This is a genomic window from Agrobacterium sp. P15N1-A (genome assembly GCF_044626815.1).
GTDB lineage: Bacteria > Pseudomonadota > Alphaproteobacteria > Rhizobiales > Rhizobiaceae > Agrobacterium > Agrobacterium leguminum.
Window position 1 is genome coordinate 69168 of record NZ_JBIUPF010000011.1, and the last position, 18329, is coordinate 87496.

Here is an 18329-nt window from a genome sequence, read left to right on the forward strand (position 1 = left end):
GCGCCGTCACAAAACGGCGCTGCCGCGTGCCGCATGGCACAGAAACCGAAGATAAGACTGTAACATTCCTGTATCCCGGCACGAATGACAAAAAAAACCGCCTATAGGCAGGATTTCCACGAATTCAAAAACCACCGCGCCTTTCCGCCCAGGGATTATTTCTCCATATTGTTGTGCCAAAATAAATCACACGAATCCCGTTATTGGGATTGACAGAATAAATGCGATGCTGTCACCAAGGCGAATAGTAGAGGGAAAAAATTCCGGAATTCTTCAAAATAAAAATTACTTATATTTATCAATTAAATAAAATAAAAAGTGACAAAAATGAAGTTTCCGGGCACAAAAATTAGTTTCCCATAAATTAAGCTTTCCAAAACGAGCTTCATAATAATAATCATAGTCGATAAGCAGACTCACTGGAGTTTCTTGATGAACACGGCATCCACGCCCAAAACCACGGGGCCCGACATTGCCGGGCAGATTGCCTATGCCATGCGGAGCATGGGTGTTTCGCCGATCCCGCGTAACTACAGCCTCTTTTACGAAGCCTATATCGGTTCGAACCCTGCCCTGACGAAGGATCTGGCCGCGCTTGGAAACCGGGTCACGCAGGAGGATCTGGACGAGCTGTCCTCACGTTACGGGGAAGGCAATCCCGCCCGGTCCATCGACGATGCGCATGAGAAGCTCAGGCGCGAACTGGAGGGTCTTCTGGGCACGCTGAGGCGCGAACAATCCTCCATCGAAAACTACAACAGGATTCTCGGCGAAACGCGCCAGCGCATCGATGACAAGAACGCCGCCAGCAGCAATATTCTGAGGAATGCAATTTTGCTGCTGGCCGAGGCCACCGGCTCGAAGATCATCGACGGCGAAAAGGCCTTCAATGATGTCAACCGCCATGCCGAGGAAATGCACCAGGTGCGTCTGGAGCTGGATGAGTACAAGCGCATCGCCAATACGGATTCGCTGACGCGCCTGTCCAACCGGCGCGCCTTCGACGACCGGCTGGCATCCGTCTATGACAGCTCCATCGGCCTGCAATATACCACGCTCGTCCTGCTCGATATCGATCATTTCAAGCGGATCAACGACACTTTCGGCCATCCGGTCGGCGACAAGATTCTCGCCACCGTCGCCTCGGTCATCCGCGCCAATGTCCGCAAGGATGGTTTTGTCGCCAGAAGCGGCGGCGAGGAATTCGCCATCATTCTGGACGGCAATACGCCGGAAGAGGTGATGGTGATGTGCGAGCGCATCCGCCTGTCGCTGGAAAGCACGCCCTTCCGCAATTCGAGATCGGGCGCCGACTACGGCACGGTGACGATCTCCCTCGGCTTCGCTTCCGCCGCGCAGGCCACCAACCCGAGCGAGCTTTACGGCCATGCCGACACCGCGCTCTACCATGCCAAGGAAACCGGCCGAAACCGCTCCGTCTATTACGAGGACGGCATGCAGAAGAACTATACCGGCAAGAACTGGCTGATTTATCGGACGTGAGGATGGTGGTGTGCGCGCCACTATCTCCCCCGTCATGCCGGACTTGATCCGGCATCCAGTCACGGTGCGTCTGCGCCGTGAAAAAGTCTCTCGCGATCAAGGATTTGATCGCGCTAGACCCCGGATCCAGTCCGGGGTGACGGAGTGAGACGCTCCGCTTTCGCCAATGGCGTAAGCCTTGCGAGGATTGCCTCAGCGGCCCGATGGTCGGTCGTTACTGCGCCTCACCACATGGTCTTCGCCGCCCTCGCCGCCCATTCCCGGTCATAGGTCTCCTGATCGAATTCGGCTTTAGCCGCCTTGAGCAGAAGACCGGGTGTCGGAAGCGAGGCCGGATCGACGAAATTATCGGGGTTCCACAGTTCCGAGCGCATCAGCGCCCGTGCGCACTGGAAATAAACTTCATCGATTGTCACCACGATGACGGTGCGCGGATGTTTACCATCCATCTCGAAGCTTTCCAGCAGGTCGAGATCGACGGAGACCACGGCGCGGCCGTTGATGCGCATCGTCGTATTCGAGCCGGGTATCAGGAACATCAGCGCCACGCGCGGATCGCGCACGATGTTCAGAAGCGAATCGACACGGTTATTGCCGCGCCAGTCCGGCAGAAGCACGGTCCTCTCATCGGCCACCCGGACCACGCCGCCCTTGTCGCCGCGCGGCGAACAGTCCATGCCTTCCGGCCCGACCGTCGCCAGCGCCAGGAAGGGCGAAGTCTCGATCATCAGCCGGTATTCGGCCGTCAGCGTGGCTGTCACCTTGGCGATCGATGCCTCGCTCGTGCTGTCATAGATGGCCTTCAATTCCTCAACCGTGCGAATGATCGTCATGTCCGTTCCTATCCCTGCCAATTCCCTCTGTCGCCGCCGAAAGACCGGGGCGTCCTATTCCTCTGCGGCTTCCGCCTTTTCCCGCTCGGCCCGCTCGCGCGCGGTGCGGGCGGCAACGAGGTCGGCAGGCTGGGCGTTGCCACGGATCAGCGAACGGCCGGCATAAATGCCGCCGACGACTTCCATGGCGAAACGTTCCTCGTCGCGGTCGCGGAATTCTTCCACCAGACGCGCGGCGTCTTCCCGCTCCTCGCCCATGGCGCCCAGCACTTCCTCGCTGAAATTCAGCGCCGATTCCAGCGTTTCGCGGATCTGGTAATCGACGCCGGCCTTCAGCAGATCGATCGCGTGGCCGCGGTCGTAAGCGCGGGCGAGAACCGGAACCAGCGGGAATTCGTGCTTGACGATTTCCGCGATCCTGACGGCCGCCTCCTTGTCATCGACACAGATAAGCACGGCACGCGCCGTGCTCGCGCCGGCAGCATGCAGGATTTCCGCCCGCGAACCGTCGCCATAATAGACCTTGAAACCGAATTCCGCCGCATCGCGTACGAAGTCGGCATCCTTGTCGATCAGCGACAGCGTGTAGCCCCGCGCCAGAAGCGGCTGGCTGACGATCTGGCCGAAACGGCCGAAACCGATCAGCAGAATGCTGCCCTCGACATTTTCAGGTACGTCGAGATCGTCGGTATTGGGAACCGCCGCCGGCACCAGCCGGTCATGCAGAATGACCATCAGCGGCGTCAGCACCATGGAGATGATGATTGTCGCCGTCAGTATGGCGTTCGCCTCCCGGTCGAGAATGCCGGCGCTGACGGCGGCCGAATAGAGCACGAAGGCGAATTCGCCGCCCTGCGCCATCAGCACCGCCCGTTCCAGGCTTTCGCGCCGGGTGGTGCCGAGCGCCCGCGCCACGCCATAGATCAGGAAGGCCTTGAGCAGCATGTAGCCCGCGACGCTGATGACCACGAGCTGCCAGTTGGAGGCGATGACGGCAAGATCGATCGCCATGCCGACACCGAGGAAAAACAGGCCGAGCAGAATGCCGCGAAACGGCTCGATATCCGCTTCCAGCTGATGGCGGAAGGAGGATTCCGACAGCAGCACGCCGGCAAGAAAGGCGCCCATGGCCATGGAAAGGCCGCTGACCTGCATCAGAAGCGCCGAACCCAGCACCACCAGCAGCGCCGCGGCCGTCATCACCTCCCGCGCGCCGGAAGCCGCGAGCAGGCGAAAGAACGGGTTGAGAAGATAACGCCCGGCGAGGATGAGCGCACCGACGGCGGCAAGCGCAATACCGACGGAAGCCCAGCGCTCCGACGCCGTCACATGTTCGCCGCCCGAACCGAGGAAGGCGACAAGCGCGAGCAGCGGCACGATGGCCAGATCCTCGAACAGCAGGATGGCGATGATGCGCTGGCCTTTCAGGCTCGACATGCTGTTGCGCTCCTGCAGCATCTGCATGACGATCGCCGTCGACGTCAGCACGAAACCGGTGCCGGCGACGAAGGACATGATGACGGGAAAACCGAGACCGACCCCGATCAATGTCAGGCCCGCCATGCAGACCAGCACCTGCAGCGCACCCAGCCCGAAAATATCCTGCCGCATCGACCACAGCCGCGACGGCTGCATTTCAAGGCCGATGATGAACAGGAACATCACCACGCCGAGTTCCGCTATATGCAGAATGGCCTGCGAATCGGAGAAAAAACCGAGACCGTAAGGCCCGATCACCAGACCGGCGGCCAGATAGCCGAGCACCGAACCGAGACCGATGCGCTTGAAGATCGGCGCGGCGACAACGCCCGCCGCCAGCAGTACGACCACCTGGGCCAGATCATTTCCGTTCGCTTCTACAGCCACACGCCACCCCGTTTAAATAGTGAGACAAGAGCTTTGCCCTCGTCCGATTATCGGCAACGCGCAAGAACATTTCCTCCGTCATGCCGGACTGGATCCGGGATCCAGCCACGGCGCGTCTGCGCCGTGAAAGGACTCTCCCGCGATCAAGGACTTGATCGCGCTGGACCCCGGATCAAGTCCGGGGTGACGAAGCGCGAATGCAACAACGTTGTCAAACGCAGCAGTTCTTCAACCCCTTTGCCATCATTCTCACGAGGGCGTCTCCCTCGCTGTTTTCTCTACCGGTATCGCGGTTCCCTGCTCAAGCCCTTTTCGGCGAGCTGCCGCTCATAATCCGCAAACAGCGCATCCCCGGTCTCACCCAGTTCCTTCAGATATTTCCAGGTGTAGATGCCGCTATCGTGGCCATCGTCGAAAACGATGCGAACCGCATAATTGCCGGTGGCCACCATGGAACGGATGGTAACATCGCGTTTGCCGGGCACCGTGACCTTTTGTCCCGGCCCATGGCCCTGCACCTCGGCCGAGGGCGAAAGCACGCGCAGCATCTCGGCCTGAAGCCGGTAAACGCTTCCATCATCGAAGGAAACGGTCAATTCGCGCCGGTCTTTCGACACAAGCAGCTCGGTCGGCCAGGCATCGCTCATTTTTCACTTCCGTAAGCTTATAATATGCGTCAGAATTACGGACTTGCCTCACGATAGGCAAGCCACTACATCATTTGAAAGGCGCATCGCGCAATGAGGATGGAGACGTGAACAGTTTCCCCGGATCGCTTGAAAAAGCGCAATTCCTGACGGAAAACAACGCACCGATGATTGATCCCTTCGGCCGCGCCATCACCTATCTGCGCGTTTCCGTCACCGACCGTTGCGATTTCCGCTGCACCTATTGCATGTCCGAACACATGACCTTCCTGCCGAAGAAAGACCTTCTGACGCTGGAAGAGCTTGATCGGCTCTGTTCCGTCTTCATCACGCGCGGCGTGCGCAAGCTCAGGCTCACCGGCGGCGAGCCGCTGGTGCGCAAGAACATCATGTCGCTGGTAAGGAACCTCGGCCGCCATATTCGCACCGGCGCGCTGGAAGAATTGACGCTGACCACCAATGGCTCGCAACTTGCCAAATATGCTGATGAGCTGGCCGATTGCGGTGTCAAGCGCATCAACGTCTCGCTAGACACGCTCGACCGCGACAAATTCCGCCACATCACCCGCTGGGGCGATCTCGACCGTGTCATGGAGGGGCTCGACGCCGCCCAGGCCGCGGGTATCAGGGTCAAGCTCAACGCGGTGGCGCTGAAGGACTTCAACGACGCCGAAATTCCCGATCTCATGCGTTTCGCCCACGGTCGCGGCATGGACCTGACGGTGATCGAAACCATGCCGATGGGCGAGATCGAGGAAGACCGGACCGACCGCTACCTGCCGCTTTCGCAGTTGCGCGCCGATCTCGAAAAGAGCTTCACGCTCATCGACAGCGATTACCAGACCGGCGGCCCCGCCCGTTACGTGACGGTGAAGGAAACCGGTGGCCGGCTCGGCTTCATCACGCCGATGACGCATAATTTCTGCGAAAGCTGCAACCGCGTCCGCCTCACCTGCACCGGCACGCTTTATATGTGCCTGGGCCAGGATGACGCCGCCGATCTGCGCACCGCGCTGCGCGCCTCCGACAGCGACGCCTATCTTTCCAGCGCCATCGATGAAGCCCTTCTGCGCAAGCCGAAGGGGCATGATTTCATCATCGACCGCACCCACAACCGGCCTGCCGTCTCCCGCCATATGAGCGTGACCGGCGGCTGAGCGACGGCTGACACTGTTTCTCGTCCACCCACCCATATAAACGGTTGAAATGCCGGCTGTGCCGTGCCACGTCTCTTTACATGGAGGAATGCGCGGTGACGCCGGAAAGGCGGCCCAAATCGCCCCCGAAAGGGCGGCCGGGAAAACCGCGCATGGTCTGGGATATTTTGGAATGGCATTGACGGACAATACGCGCGGCGCCCTGTTGATGGCGCTCGCCATGGCAAGCTTCACGGCCAATGACGCCCTGACGAAATCCGTCACCCCCTATATCAACACCGGCCAGATCATGTTCGTCCGCGGCATCATGACGGTGGTGCTGATCTACATCGCCGCCCGCCATTTCGGCGCGCTCCGGCCGCTGAAAACCCTCATGCGCCCCATCATCATCCTGCGCTGTCTCTGTGAGGTGACGGCGGCCGTGCTCTATCTGACGGCGCTCGGCCTCATCGAATTTTCCAATGCCTCGGCCATATTGCAGTCCCTGCCCCTGGTGGTGACGCTGGGTGCGGCGCTGTTCCTGCGCGAACCCGTGGGCTGGCGGCGCTGGGTGGCGATAATCGTCGGTTTTATCGGCGTGCTCGTCATCATCAGGCCCGGCCCGGAAGGCTTCACGCCGGGCGCGCTTCTGGTCGTCGCATCGCTCGCCGTCACCGCCGCGCGCGATCTGCTGACCCGGAAAATGTATGCCGATGTGCCCTCGCTCGCCATCACCGTCATCACCGCCTTCGTCAACATGGCGGTGGGCGGCCTGCTGATCGTGCCCTTCGGCGGCTGGCAACCGATGAACTTCATGATCGTATCGCATCTGGCCGCTTCGGCCATTCTGGTGCTCGTCGGCTATCAGGCGATCATACTGTCGATGCGATCAGGCGAAATCTCCTTCGTCGCGCCGTTCCGTTATACCGGCCTGCTCTGGGGCTTCATGATCGGCGTGTTCTTCTTCAACGAAAAGATCGACAATTACACCATCGTCGGCGCCATGATCGTCATCGGTTCGGGCCTTTATACCTTCTATCGCGAAAGCCTGCGCAAGCGCTCGCAGATGGCCAAGCGCGCAGCCGCCACACCCACCGCCGCGACCACGGTACGGCCGGCTTCCGTAACGAAAACTGCCGTTACGGAAGAGGCGGGAGAATGACATGAACAGCGGCCGTTTTCTGGACAGGACCACCCCGCCCCACATCATCACGCTGGTGGTCATCGCCGGCGTGGCGGCGCTGTGCATGAATGTGTTCCTGCCCTCGCTTGCGGCCATGGCGGTTTATTTCGAGACCGACTACGCGGTGATGCAATTTGCCGTTTCGGGTTATCTTGCCGCCACCGCCTGCCTGCAGCTCATCATCGGCCCGCTTTCCGATCTCTTCGGACGCCGCCCGGTCATGCTGGCCAGCATCGCCATCATGATCGTCGCAACGCTCGTCTGCATGCTCGCGCCCAATATCACCGTCTTCATGATGGGGCGCGTTGCGCAGGCAGCCGTCGTTTCCGGCTTCGTGCTGGCGCGCGCCATCGTGCGCGACATGGTGCCGATGGAACAGGCGGCCTCGATGATCGGCTACGTGACCATGGGCATGTCCGTGGTGCCGATGGTGGGGCCGACGGTTGGCGGCCTGCTCAACGACATTTCCGGCTGGCAGTCGAGTTTCGCCCTCCTTGCCCTGCTCGGCGTCGGCATTCTGGTGCTCGCCTGGTTCGATCTCGGCGAAACCAACCACAATAAATCGGCGAGCTTTTCGCAGCAGTTTCACGCCTGGCCGGAACTTCTGCGCTCGCCGCTATTCTGGGGTTATGCGCTGACCTCGACCTTCTCATCGGGCATGTTCTTCTCCTTCCTCGGCGGTGCGCCCTTTGTCGGCAGCGTGCTTTACGGGCTTGCGCCGGCCATGCTCGGCCTGCAATTCTTCTTCATGGCCAGCGGTTACATGCTCGGCAACTTCATCTCCGGCCGTTATGCCAGCGAAATCGGCATTACCCGCATGATGCTGTCGGGCAATGTCATCGCCATTGCGGGCATCGCCACGACCATGCTGCTGATCTCCGCCGGGGCGGAAAGCGCCTATGCGTTTTTCGTCCCGCTCGCCTTGATCGGTGTCGGCAACGGCGTAACGCTGCCAAGCGCCAATGCCGGCATGGTCAGCGTCCAGCCGCATCTGGCGGGTTCCGCCTCCGGCCTCGGCGGCGCGATGACCATCGGCGGCGGCGCAGCGCTCTCGGTGCTCGCCTCCTCGGTCCTGTCCAGGGAGGACGGAACCTGGCCGCTTCTTCTGGTGATGCTGGCGACCGGCCTTGTCGCCCTCCTCACCACCTATGTCGTAAGGCTGCAGGAAAAGCGGGAATGACGGCCCCTTTCGAAATACCCGGTCTCGTGCTCGCCGGCGGGCTTTCGCGGCGCATGGGCAGCAACAAGGCGATGGTGCAATTGGGCGATGCGCCCCTCATCTCCCATGTCATCAGCCGCATCACCCCGCAGGTCTCAGATGTCACCATCAACGCGGCCAATGGCTGGGCGGAGAGTTTCGGCCTGCCGCTATTGCCCGATACGCTGAACGGCCATGCCGGACCGCTCGCGGGTATTCTGGCCGGCATGCGCCATTTCCAGCACCGCGGGGATGCGGTGAGCCACTTCCTGACGGCGCCTGCGGACAGCCCGTTTTTCCCGGACGATCTCGTGGCGCGGCTTTGCGAACACCTGTCGGACAATGCGATCGTCATCGCCGCCTCCAGCGGCCAGCTTCACCCGGTTTTTGCGCTGTGGCCGCTGGCGCTGGCCGACGATCTCGAGGCGTGGCTGAAGAACGATGCGAACCGGCGCATCCGCGCCTATCTCGCCCGGCATGTCACCATCGGCGTGGCCTTCCCGCCGCTGGAAACGGCAAAGGGCAGCCTCGATCCGTTCTTCAACATCAACACGCCGGATGAACTGGCGCTGGCGCGCAGCTATCTGGAGAACCTGGAATCATGACAGCACAAAAGGTCTTCGGCATCGCCGGCTGGAAAAACTCGGGCAAGACCGGCCTTGCGGTCCGTATCGTCACCGAGCTGACGGCGCGCGGCTACCGCGTCTCCACCATCAAGCACGCCCATCATGATTTCGATATCGACAAGGTCGGCGCGGATAGCTGGCGTCACCGGCAGGCCGGCGCACATGAAGTCACCATCGTTTCCGGCACCCGTTTCGCCATCATGCATGAATTGCGCGGCGAACCGGAACCCTCCTTCGAGGATATTCTCGCCCGCCTCGCCCCCTGCGATCTGGTGCTGATCGAAGGTTACAAATACGAGCCGGTGCCGAAGATCGAAGCACGCCGGCTGGAGGCCGCCAAGACCGAACCGCTTGCACCGCTCGATCCGCATATCGTCGCAATCGCCGCCGATCACGCGGTGACGGACACGGCGCTACCGGTTTTCGATCTCGACGATACCGGCGCGATTGCCGATTTCATCGAGAAGACGGTGGGTCTGGTCAGGGGTTAGACACGTAGCGGCTCGACGTGACTTGGGCTGCATCCCCACATCCGTCATACCGGCCTTGAGCCGGTATCCAGCCAGCCCAAGTCCTTGGGCTGAGGAGACTCATTCCGCCGCGCGGACGCGCGTCGACTGGATGCCGGATCGGGTCCGGCATGACGGAGGAGAAAACCGCGAGAAACCAATACCCACTAAGCCCGAGGCACCCATTCCAGAACTTTTTCCGCACGCATTACCCCAAAAATGAAAAAGCCGGGCTCTTCACCCGGCTTCATCATTCCTTGAGACGCAATACCTATTCAAGGAAACTGGAGGGGTTCACCGGCGTCGCATCCTTGCGAACTTCGAAGTGAACCTGCGGACGCTTGGCGCTGCCGGTCATGCCCGATGTGGCGATGGTCTGGCCGCGCTGGACCTTCTGGCCGCGCTGCACGTCGAGATTGGCGGCGTTGCCGTAAACGGTGACCTTGCCGTCGTCATGGCGGACGAGAACCGTGTTGCCGAGCTGCTTCAGGCCGTTGCCCGCATAGATGACCACGCCGTTTTCAGCGGCCTTGATCGGCGTGCCCTCGGGGACGGAGATGTTGATGCCATCGTTGCGGCTGCCTTCGACATTGTCGCCGAAATTGTTAATGACCGCGCCACGAACCGGCCAGCGATATTTGCCGATGCCCGTGGATTCCGGTGCGACGGAAGCCATGTCGGCCTTCTTCTCGATGTCGCTGACACTGGCGGTGGCCGGTGTGGCAGGCGCAGTCGGAGCCGCGGCAGCAGCCGGTGCCTTGTAGGGCTCAGGCTTGGCCGATGCGGTTTCGACCGGCTTGGCCGCTTCCTTGGCGGGAACGGAAGCCGTCTTGATGGCATCCGTCGAAGCGCCCGGCATGTTGAGCGTCTGGCCGACGCGGATGCTTTCGTTGCTGAGACCGTTCGCCGCCTTGAGGGCAGCGACCGACACGCCGTTCTCGCGGGCAATCTTCGCCAGGCTGTCGCCGGGCTGAACCTTGTAACCACCGGTGGGCGGCAGCGGCTTGCCGCCGGGAGGCGTCAGCTTGCCGGTCTCGGAGGAAACCTTGTCACGGGCGGCGGCCTGCGACGGCAGCACGGCCACATTCCCCTCGGGGCTACGCAGCGGTGTCGGCTGGTCGCCATTGCGGTTAAGGGCGATATCGCCAGCCGCGTCCTTGGCGGCATTGCGGATCTGACCGAACTTCGGAATGAGGATCGACTGGCCAGCCTGCGCCGAGGATGCGGTCTTCAGACCGTTGACGCGCAGCAGTTCCTTTTCCGGAACGCCGTAGCGGTTGGAGAGGGTCGCGATGCTTTCACCGGGACGCAGGGTCACGGAGGAAGCGCCATCGGTGTGCCAGCCGTTCTTGTCGGAACGAACGGTTGCGGTCGTCAGATTGTCGGTAACGGGAGCGGCAGCCTGCCGGGCGGGCGCTGCAAGAGATGGCGCGGCCTTGGGCTGAGCGGACGGGAAAGGCTGGGCCATGGCTTCGTTGCGGGTCGACGGATCGCGGTTTGCCACCGCCGTCGGCGCCGACAGCTCGGAGCGCTGCACCGGAGAGGCCGAAGCCGAGCGGGCCGTGGAAGGCTGGACGCCGCCATAACCACCCGATTGCGGGTAGGAATTACCCGCCATGTTCTGGTTGGCATAACCGCCCTGCGGTGCGGCAGAGGCGTAACCGCCATTCATGTCGCCCTGCGGAACCGGGGCCTGCCCGTAAGCACCGCCGCCCTGACGGGCAGGAATTGACGCCGTGGTCATCTGGTCCGGTCCACTGGAAAAGAGGCCGCTGAACCGCGTTGCATCCGAGCTACAGCCCGTTGCGACGCTTGCCAGCAATGCCGCTGCGAACATTTTTGCGACTGATTTTCCGATTTTAGACGAATGTCTCATACGCATGACTCGATCTACACTGACGCCAACCCGCCGCATCGAGACCGATCCGGCACAAATTTCACTTCTTGCAAGGCCCATTTCCCGAGGTGGGGAAAACCATGCGTCGATGTTTATGATTAAAGCGCGTTAGTGTTACCACGCCGTTAAAACGTTAAGCCGTTCAGCGCTTTTTTGACACTTCGATAACCATGACGAAAACCGGATGCGTCATGTTGATACAATAATGATATTGAAAATCAGATAGTTGCGGCAATTCAGAACATTAGGAGACAAAAATAGAATGTCTCCAAAATTTTCATTTTGTCACAAATGACGCGCAATATGGGTGCTGAGCGGCAGGTAAGGCGCCTCGAACAGCTCTTCCTTCTCGAAGCGGCTGCCGGTCTTGGAGAAGCGCGTCATCACGCAACGCTCGTCTTCGAGAATGATCGGCGCGATCATCATGCCGCCCGAAACGATCTGTTCGGCAAAGAAGCGGGGCATGGTGGTGAAGGCGGCGGTGGAGACGATGCGGTCGAAGGTACCCTCGCCCACGAGGCCGTTGCTGCCATCCGCCTGGCGGATGACGACATTGCGAATGGAGAGATCGTCTAGACAGTTCTGCGCCTGCTGCACCAGCGTCTTGTAACGCTCCAGCGAAAAGACGCGCTCCACCCGGCGCGCGATGATCGCGGTCATGAAACCGCTGCCCGTGCCGATTTCCAGCACGCGCTGGCCGGGTTTCAGCTGCAGGCGGGCAAGGATCTTCACCGCCATGTCGGCGCCTTCCATGAAGGCGCCGCAGTCGATCGGGATCGTGCGGCTGGAATAGGCGTCCGCCGCAAATTGCGGCGGCACGAATTTGGAGCGCGGCGTCTGCTCAACCGCCGTCAGAAGGTCGAGATCGGAAATCCCCTCGCCCCTTAGGCGGAGAACAAGAGCGGCAAAACCTTCCTTTTCGACCATTGCGGATTTCAATCGGCGACTCCGAATCCAAGTGCTTGCGCAACCCGATCCTTCACCGTGTAGTCCGTCAGGTCAAGCTTAAGCGGTGTGACGGAAATCTTGCCATGTTTCAAAGCGTGGATATCGGTGCCTTCGCGGAAGGTGCCGAGACGCTCGCCGAAGCGCAGCCAGTAATAGGGAAAACCGCGGCCGTCCTGTCGTTCTTCCACGGTCAGGCCGAAATCGAGCTTGCCCTGCCCGGTCACGGAAATGCCCTGCACATCCTTGGGCGCGCAATTGGGGAAATTGAGATTGAGGAACGTGCCATCAGGCAGATCGACATTCATCAGCTTGCGCAGAAGGTCCGGCGCATAGGTTTCGGCGACTTCCCACGGCACGACACGGCCGTCGACATGGCTGAAGGCCTGGCTGAGCGCGAAGGAACGCACGCCCTGCAGCGTGCCCTCGATGGCGCCGGCAATAGTGCCGGAATAGGTCACGTCATCGGCCATGTTGGCGCCGGCATTAACGCCTGACAGCACGAGGTCGGGCTTCTCAGGCAGAACTTCGCGAATGCCCATGATGACGCAATCGGTCGGTGTGCCGCGCAGCGCATAATGTTTGTCGGAAACTTTTCGCAGGCGCAGCGGTTCGGAAAGCGTCAGCGAATGAGCAAGGCCGCTCTGGTCGGTCTCGGGCGCGACGATCCAGACATCGTCGGACAGCGTGCGGGCGATACGCTCCAGCACGGCCAGACCTTCGGCGTGGATACCGTCGTCATTCGTCAGCAAAATCCGCATGTTTTCCTCCGCTGCTGTATCCCACTATGAGGACACAATGATTTCTCTCACAGAAGCACCCCCACGACCGTCATTCCGGCCTTGAGCCGGAATCCAGTCGACGCGCGTCTGCGCGGCGGGAAGATTCTTTTTCAGCCCAAGGACTTGGGCTGGCTGGCTTCCGGCTCAAGGCCGGAATGACGGCCGCGTCTTTAGCAGACGAACAGTCAGGCCGCCTTCTCGATGCGCTTCAGACCGCCCATATAGGGCAGCAGCACGTCTGGAATTGTGACGGAACCGTCCTCGTTCAGATAATTTTCGAGAACCGCGATCAGGCAGCGGCCGACGGCCGTGCCGGAGCCGTTCAGCGTGTGCACGAATTTCGTCGCCTTGTCGTCCTTGCCGCGATAACGCGCATTCATGCGCCGCGCCTGGAAATCGCCGCAGACCGAGCAGGACGAAATTTCGCGATAGGTGTTCTGGCCGGGCAGCCACACTTCCAGATCGTAGGTCTTGCGGGCGCTGAAGCCCATGTCGCCGGTGCAGAGCGTCATGGTGCGGAAATGCAGGCCAAGGCGCTTCAGCACCTCTTCGGCGCAGGCCGTCATGCGCTCATGTTCCGCAACGGCGCTTTCCGCATCGGTGATGGAGACGAGTTCGCACTTCCAGAACTGGTGCTGGCGCAGCATGCCGCGCGTGTCGCGCCCGGCCGAGCCCGCTTCCGAACGGAAGGACGGCGTCAGCGCCGTGAAGCGCAGCGGCAGCTTCTCCTGATCGAGAATTTCGCCGGAGACGAGGTTGGTCAGCGTCACTTCCGCCGTCGGGATCAGCCAGCGGCCATCCGTGGTCCTGAACAGGTCCTCGGTAAATTTCGGCAATTGGCCGGTGCCGAACATCGCCTCGTCGCGCACCATCAGCGGCGAGGACACTTCGGTATAACCATGTTCGCCGGTGTGGAGGTCGATCATGAACTGGCCGAGCGCCCGTTCCAGACGCGCGAGCTGGCTGGTCAGCACGGTGAAGCGCGCACCGGAAAGCTTGGCGGCGCGCTCGAAATCCATATAGCCGAGCGCTTCGCCGATATCGAAGTGTTCCCTGGCCTCATGGTTCCAGCCGGGCTTCTGGCCGACCACGCGGGTCACCACATTGTCATGCTCGTCATTGCCGTCGGGCACGTCGTCGAAGGGCATGTTGGGCAGGCGCGACAGGGCGTCGTTCAGCTCGGCGGTGACCTGACGGTCCTCCTCCTCCGCGCGCGGCATGTTGTCCTTGAGATCGGCGACTTCGGCTTTAAGCTTTTCGGCAAGCTCCATGTTCTTCTGCGCCATGGCGGCGCCGATTTCCTTGGAAGCGGCATTGCGGCGCGACTGCATGTCCTGCAGGGACTGGATGACGGAACGGCGCTTTTCATCCAGCGCGATCAGGCCGCTGGCGGCAGGCTCCGCACCTCGGCGTGCAAGCGCCGCATCGAAAGCTTCGGGGTTTTCGCGTATCCATTTAATGTCGTGCATCGTCGTTCCAGACCGTTGTTGCATCGTCCGTGTTTTACAGCAAAACGCCGGGCATCAGCCCGGCGCGAGGAAATGTCGTGAGCGGCGAGACCTTCAAGAATATCAGGTCTCCTCCAGCTCCGTGCTTGCGGATTCTGCCGCACGTTTCCTCTCCACGAGTCGAGCCATGTAGATGGAAATCTCGTAGAGAATGATCGCAGGCAGCGCAAGACCGATCTGGGACATGGGATCCGGCGGCGTCAGCACGGCGGCGACCACGAAGGCCATGACGATCGCGAACTTGCGCTTCTCACGCAGCCAGTCGCTGGTCAGAAGCCCGACACGCGCCAGAAGCGTGGTCACGACGGGCAACTGGAACACCAGACCGAAGGAGAGAACCAGCGTCATGATGAGGCTGAGATATTCCGACACCTTCGGCATCAGCGAAATCGCCACCTCGCCATCCTCGGGCAATTGCTGCATCGCGAGGAAGAACCACATGACCATGGGCGTGAAGAAGAAATAGACGAGCGCCGCACCGATGAGGAAAAGGATCGGCGAAGCGATGAGGAACGGCAGGAAGGCTGCCCGTTCGTTCTTGTAAAGCCCGGGCGCGACGAATTTATAGAGCTGCGAGGCGACCACCGGAAACGAGATCACCATCGCGCCGAACATGGCGACCTTGATCTGCGTGAAGAAGAATTCCTGCGGCGCGGTATAGATCAGCGACGATTTCGTGACATCGAGGCCCGCCCAGAGAACCGCCCATTTGTAAGGAATGACGAGCAGGTTGAACAGGTGCTTGGCAACGGCGAAACAGGCGATGAAGGCGACGAAGAACGCGCCGAGCGCCCAGATCAGCCGCGTGCGCAACTCCATGAGATGTTCGATAAGCGGCTGCGGCTTATCCTCGATATCCCCGCTCATGCTTCATCCTTTTTGGGCTTTGCGGCCTTGGTTTTTGCCGTTTTCGCCGGCTTGGTCTCGGCCACGACCGCCTTGTCTGCGGCAGACTTCCTGACGGTCGCCTTTTTGGCGACGGCCTTCACGGTGGGATTGGGAACAGCGGGCTTCGAAACGGCGGGCTCACTGGTTTTCGCGGCAGTTTTCACAACCGGGGCGGTTTCAGGCGTTGCCGCCGCGGCCTTGCTGCGGGCGGCGCGTTTGGGCTTGGCGGCAACCGCTTCGGCCTCCACGGTCGCAACCGATTTCGCCCGCGCGCGCTTCGGCTTCTCCTCCGTAGCGACGGCTGCGGCAACCGGCGCGGCGGATGCGGCGACAGCAGGCGGCGCATCCGGCAGCTTCATCTCCGGTTCGGGCACGCTGACCAGCGGCGCAACCGGCTCGCCTGCGACAGGCGCAGGGGTGGAAGACAGGCCGTCCGGCGGGGTGGTCGCCTTCTGCAGATCGGACTTGATCTCGTTGCCGAGCTGGCGAAGCGGGTTCATCGCATCGCGCAGCGAGCTGGTGGGGTTGAGATTGCGGACATCGGAGATGGTCTGGCGCACATCGTCCATGTCGGCCTCTTTGAGGGCCTCGTCGAACTGGGTGCGGAAATCCCCCGCCATCTTGCGAAGGCCGGCCATCGTCTTGCCGAAAGCGCGGATCATGGGCGGCAAGTCCTTCGGCCCGACGACCACGATCAATACGACCGCAATCACCAGAAGCTCGCTCCAGCCGATATCTAACATCAATATGCTCCCGAGACCCTAGCGCATCGGCCCCAAAAATCGGAATCGATTTTCGACCGGAACGATGCGCAACATACAAGTGGTAGAGCGTCCTTGTACGTCCGAAAGAACGCACGGCGCTCTAGCGCCAGTCCCACACCAAGCGGCGACAGGCCGCTTACTTGATCTCGTCAGCCTTGTGGTCGACGGTCTTCGTGTTGGCATCGGCCGGCGGCGGCGTCTGGTCTTCGTCAGCCATGCCCTTCTTGAAGCTCTTGATGCCCTTTGCGACATCGCCCATCAATTCCGGGATCTTGCCGCGTCCGAAGAGGACGAGAACGATCACCAGCACGATGAGCCAATGCCACACACTAAAAGAACCCATAACTGAAACTCCTGAATTTCGCTTTCAGACGATGTAAGACGTTTGAAAGGCTTTTTCAAACGACAAATCGTCGCTTCGACAGCGAGTGCGCATAAAGTTTTCGTGGCCCCGCCAACAGGATGGCGATATCAGTCGTCGCCATCGCCGCCGCCCGGCGCAAGCAGGCCCAGTTCCTCGAGATCGAGCTGCGTGATCGGGTCTTCGTCCTCCCGCAATTCGTCGCTCATCATCGGCAGAGGAACGCCGAAATTGGAGGGAATGCGGCCCGAAAGCAGCCCTGCCCCCTTAAGCTCCTCGAGGCCCGGCAGATCGCGCAATTCCTCAAGGCCGAAATGGTCGAGAAACTCCACCGTGGTGCCGATCGTCACCGGCCTGCCGGGTGTACGCCTGCGGCCACGGAACCTGACCCAGCCCGCCTCCATCAGCACGTCAAGCGTGCCGCGCGAGGTCTGCACGCCGCGGATTTCCTCGATTTCGGCGCGTGTCACCGGTTGATGATATGCGATAATCGCCAGAACTTCCAGCGCCGCGCGCGACAGCTTCTTCGGCTCCTTTTCCTCGGCGCGGATGACGAAGGAAAGATCGCCGGCGGTGCGGAAGGCCCATTGCCCGCCCACCTGCACGAGATTGACGCCCCGCTCCGCATAAAGAACCTTGAGATGCTGCAGAATGGCGACGACATCCATGCCGCGCGGCAGGCGCTCGGCGATGAAAGCCACGGAAACCGGCTCGGACGAGGCAAAGACCAGGGCCTCGGCGATCCGCTCGGCCTCCCTCAGCTGGCGCTCGGAAAATACCGTGGTTTCGGGCTCTGCCCCTTCGGCCGCGATGGTGGCCTCGGCGGTCTCATCGTCATTCATCATTGTCAGTCCTTTCGGCATTCACCGCACGGTCGTCTCGTCCACCCCTGCGCATATAAATCGGCTGGAAAGCGCCCTCCTGCCGGATTTGCAGCGAGCCCTCGCGCACCAGCTCCAGCGAAGCGGCAAAGGCGCTGGCTATCGCCGTCACCCGCATGGCGGGATCGGGCACATATTGCAGCAGATATTGATCGAGCACGGTCCATTCCCCGACATCGCCGAGGAGATGGGTCAGAAGCTCACGCGCCTCGACAAGCGACCAGACCTGCCGTTTTTCAATCGTGACCTGGGTAATCGCCTGCCGCTGCCGCAGATTGGCATAGGCGCTCAGGAGATCGTAGAGATTGGCCTCATAGGCCGAGCGGTTGATATGCGGAATATGCTCCGGCGCGCCACGGGCAAAAACATCGCGGCCGAGCTGGGCGCGGTTGACGAGGCGTTCCGCCGCCTCGCGCATCGCCTCCAGTCGTTTCAGCCGGAACGCCAGCGTCGCGGCCATTTCCTCGCCCGAGGGACCGTCATCCTTCGATTGCTGCGGAATGAGGAGCTTGGATTTGAGGAAGGCGAGCCAAGCCGCCATGACGAGATAATCGGCCGCAAGCTCGATGCGCACGCGGCGCGCGCTTTCCACGAATTGCAGATATTGTTCGGCGAGCGCCAGCACCGAAATGCGCGACAGATCGACCTTCTGCGTGCGGGCAAGATGCAGCAGCAGATCGAGCGGGCCTTCGAAACCCGCGACATCGATGACCAGCCCGGCCTCGCCCGTCAGCCGCTCCGGCGTCACATCCTGCCAGAGCTTGTCCATCGGTGTCGAATTGCGAGACTTGTCTGCGGCCAT

The 18329-nt window shown here is 61.1% G+C and carries 18 protein-coding genes; 6 read left to right on the top strand and 12 right to left on the bottom strand.

The genetic code is table 11. The features are described 5' to 3' along the window. Positions 1-432 precede the first annotated feature (432 nt). Positions 433-1503, top strand: coding sequence for a GGDEF domain-containing protein (locus tag ACIK7D_RS26570; RefSeq protein ID WP_080816896.1), 1071 nt, complete (start codon positions 433-435; stop codon positions 1501-1503). Positions 1504-1727: 224 nt separating this feature from the next. On the opposite strand, the gene ACIK7D_RS26575 is transcribed toward ACIK7D_RS26570, so the two are convergent. The 3 genes from ACIK7D_RS26575 to ACIK7D_RS26585 form a co-directional block, all read right to left on the bottom strand. After that, positions 1728-2336 (bottom strand): pyridoxamine 5'-phosphate oxidase family protein, encoded by a 609-nt coding sequence (locus tag ACIK7D_RS26575; RefSeq protein WP_400158005.1) that lies wholly within the window; start codon positions 2334-2336, stop codon positions 1728-1730. A 54-nt stretch (positions 2337-2390) separates the two neighbouring features. After that, entirely contained in the window at positions 2391-4202 is a 1812-nt protein-coding gene (locus tag ACIK7D_RS26580) for a monovalent cation:proton antiporter-2 (CPA2) family protein (RefSeq protein ID WP_080816894.1), read from the bottom strand. A 278-nt stretch (positions 4203-4480) separates the two neighbouring features. After that, positions 4481-4849, bottom strand: a complete 369-nt coding sequence (locus ACIK7D_RS26585; protein WP_003522738.1) for a gamma-butyrobetaine hydroxylase-like domain-containing protein — start codon at positions 4847-4849, stop codon at positions 4481-4483. A gap of 107 nt (positions 4850-4956) precedes the next feature. Here ACIK7D_RS26585 and moaA point away from each other — a divergent pair, with 107 nt between their 5' ends. The 5 genes from moaA to mobB all read left to right on the top strand — a co-directional run bounded on the left by moaA (position 4957) and on the right by mobB (position 9483). Then, positions 4957-6006: a GTP 3',8-cyclase MoaA gene (gene moaA, locus ACIK7D_RS26590; protein ID WP_262535435.1), complete on the top strand. Its 1050-nt coding sequence runs from the start codon at positions 4957-4959 to the stop codon at positions 6004-6006. Between the two features lie 172 nt (positions 6007-6178). Beyond that, positions 6179-7147, top strand: coding sequence for a DMT family transporter (locus tag ACIK7D_RS26595; protein ID WP_003522736.1), 969 nt, complete (start codon positions 6179-6181; stop codon positions 7145-7147). A 1-nt stretch (position 7148) separates the two neighbouring features. Next, positions 7149-8348: a multidrug effflux MFS transporter gene (locus ACIK7D_RS26600; protein ID WP_400158006.1), complete on the top strand. Its 1200-nt coding sequence runs from the start codon at positions 7149-7151 to the stop codon at positions 8346-8348. Next, a complete protein-coding gene (mobA, locus tag ACIK7D_RS26605; protein WP_400158007.1) occupies positions 8345-8971 on the top strand; it encodes a molybdenum cofactor guanylyltransferase MobA in 627 nt (208 codons plus the stop codon). Before ACIK7D_RS26600 ends, mobA begins: the two co-directional genes overlap by 4 nt. Further along, complete coding sequence (mobB, locus tag ACIK7D_RS26610) at positions 8968-9483, top strand: molybdopterin-guanine dinucleotide biosynthesis protein B (RefSeq protein WP_080816891.1); 516 nt, start codon at positions 8968-8970, stop codon at positions 9481-9483. The genes mobA and mobB overlap by 4 nt, the downstream gene beginning before the upstream one ends. A 289-nt stretch (positions 9484-9772) precedes the next feature. Here the strand turns inward: mobB and ACIK7D_RS26615 are convergent, their stop codons facing one another. The 9 genes from ACIK7D_RS26615 to ACIK7D_RS26655 form a co-directional block, all read right to left on the bottom strand. Next, the gene (locus ACIK7D_RS26615; protein ID WP_162936636.1) at positions 9773-11338 is read right to left on the bottom strand and encodes a LysM peptidoglycan-binding domain-containing M23 family metallopeptidase; all 1566 of its coding nucleotides are present in this window, start codon (positions 11336-11338) and stop codon (positions 9773-9775) included. A gap of 345 nt (positions 11339-11683) precedes the next feature. After that, positions 11684-12337 carry a protein-L-isoaspartate(D-aspartate) O-methyltransferase gene (locus ACIK7D_RS26620; protein ID WP_003522731.1) on the bottom strand — a complete coding sequence of 218 codons (654 nt, stop codon included), beginning with the start codon at positions 12335-12337 and terminating at the stop codon, positions 11684-11686. Then, entirely contained in the window at positions 12334-13104 is a 771-nt protein-coding gene (gene surE, locus ACIK7D_RS26625; RefSeq protein WP_400158008.1) for a 5'/3'-nucleotidase SurE, read from the bottom strand. Before surE ends, ACIK7D_RS26620 begins: the two co-directional genes overlap by 4 nt. Positions 13105-13310: 206 nt before the next feature. After that, positions 13311-14594: a serine--tRNA ligase gene (gene serS, locus ACIK7D_RS26630; RefSeq protein WP_174022421.1), complete on the bottom strand. Its 1284-nt coding sequence runs from the start codon at positions 14592-14594 to the stop codon at positions 13311-13313. Positions 14595-14696: 102 nt separating this feature from the next. Next, complete coding sequence (gene tatC, locus ACIK7D_RS26635; protein WP_080816887.1) at positions 14697-15500, bottom strand: twin-arginine translocase subunit TatC; 804 nt, start codon at positions 15498-15500, stop codon at positions 14697-14699. After that, on the bottom strand, positions 15497-16264 hold the full coding sequence (tatB, locus tag ACIK7D_RS26640; RefSeq protein WP_400158009.1) for a Sec-independent protein translocase protein TatB: 768 nt from the start codon (positions 16262-16264) through the stop codon (positions 15497-15499). Before tatB ends, tatC begins: the two co-directional genes overlap by 4 nt. Before the next feature lie 157 nt (positions 16265-16421). Continuing rightward, positions 16422-16628, bottom strand: coding sequence for a twin-arginine translocase TatA/TatE family subunit (locus tag ACIK7D_RS26645; protein WP_003509722.1), 207 nt, complete (start codon positions 16626-16628; stop codon positions 16422-16424). Between the two features lie 128 nt (positions 16629-16756). Beyond that, entirely contained in the window at positions 16757-17491 is a 735-nt protein-coding gene (scpB, locus tag ACIK7D_RS26650) for an SMC-Scp complex subunit ScpB (protein ID WP_137003629.1), read from the bottom strand. Then, positions 17481-18329 carry a segregation and condensation protein A gene (locus tag ACIK7D_RS26655; protein WP_400158010.1) on the bottom strand — a complete coding sequence of 283 codons (849 nt, stop codon included), beginning with the start codon at positions 18327-18329 and terminating at the stop codon, positions 17481-17483. Before ACIK7D_RS26655 ends, scpB begins: the two co-directional genes overlap by 11 nt.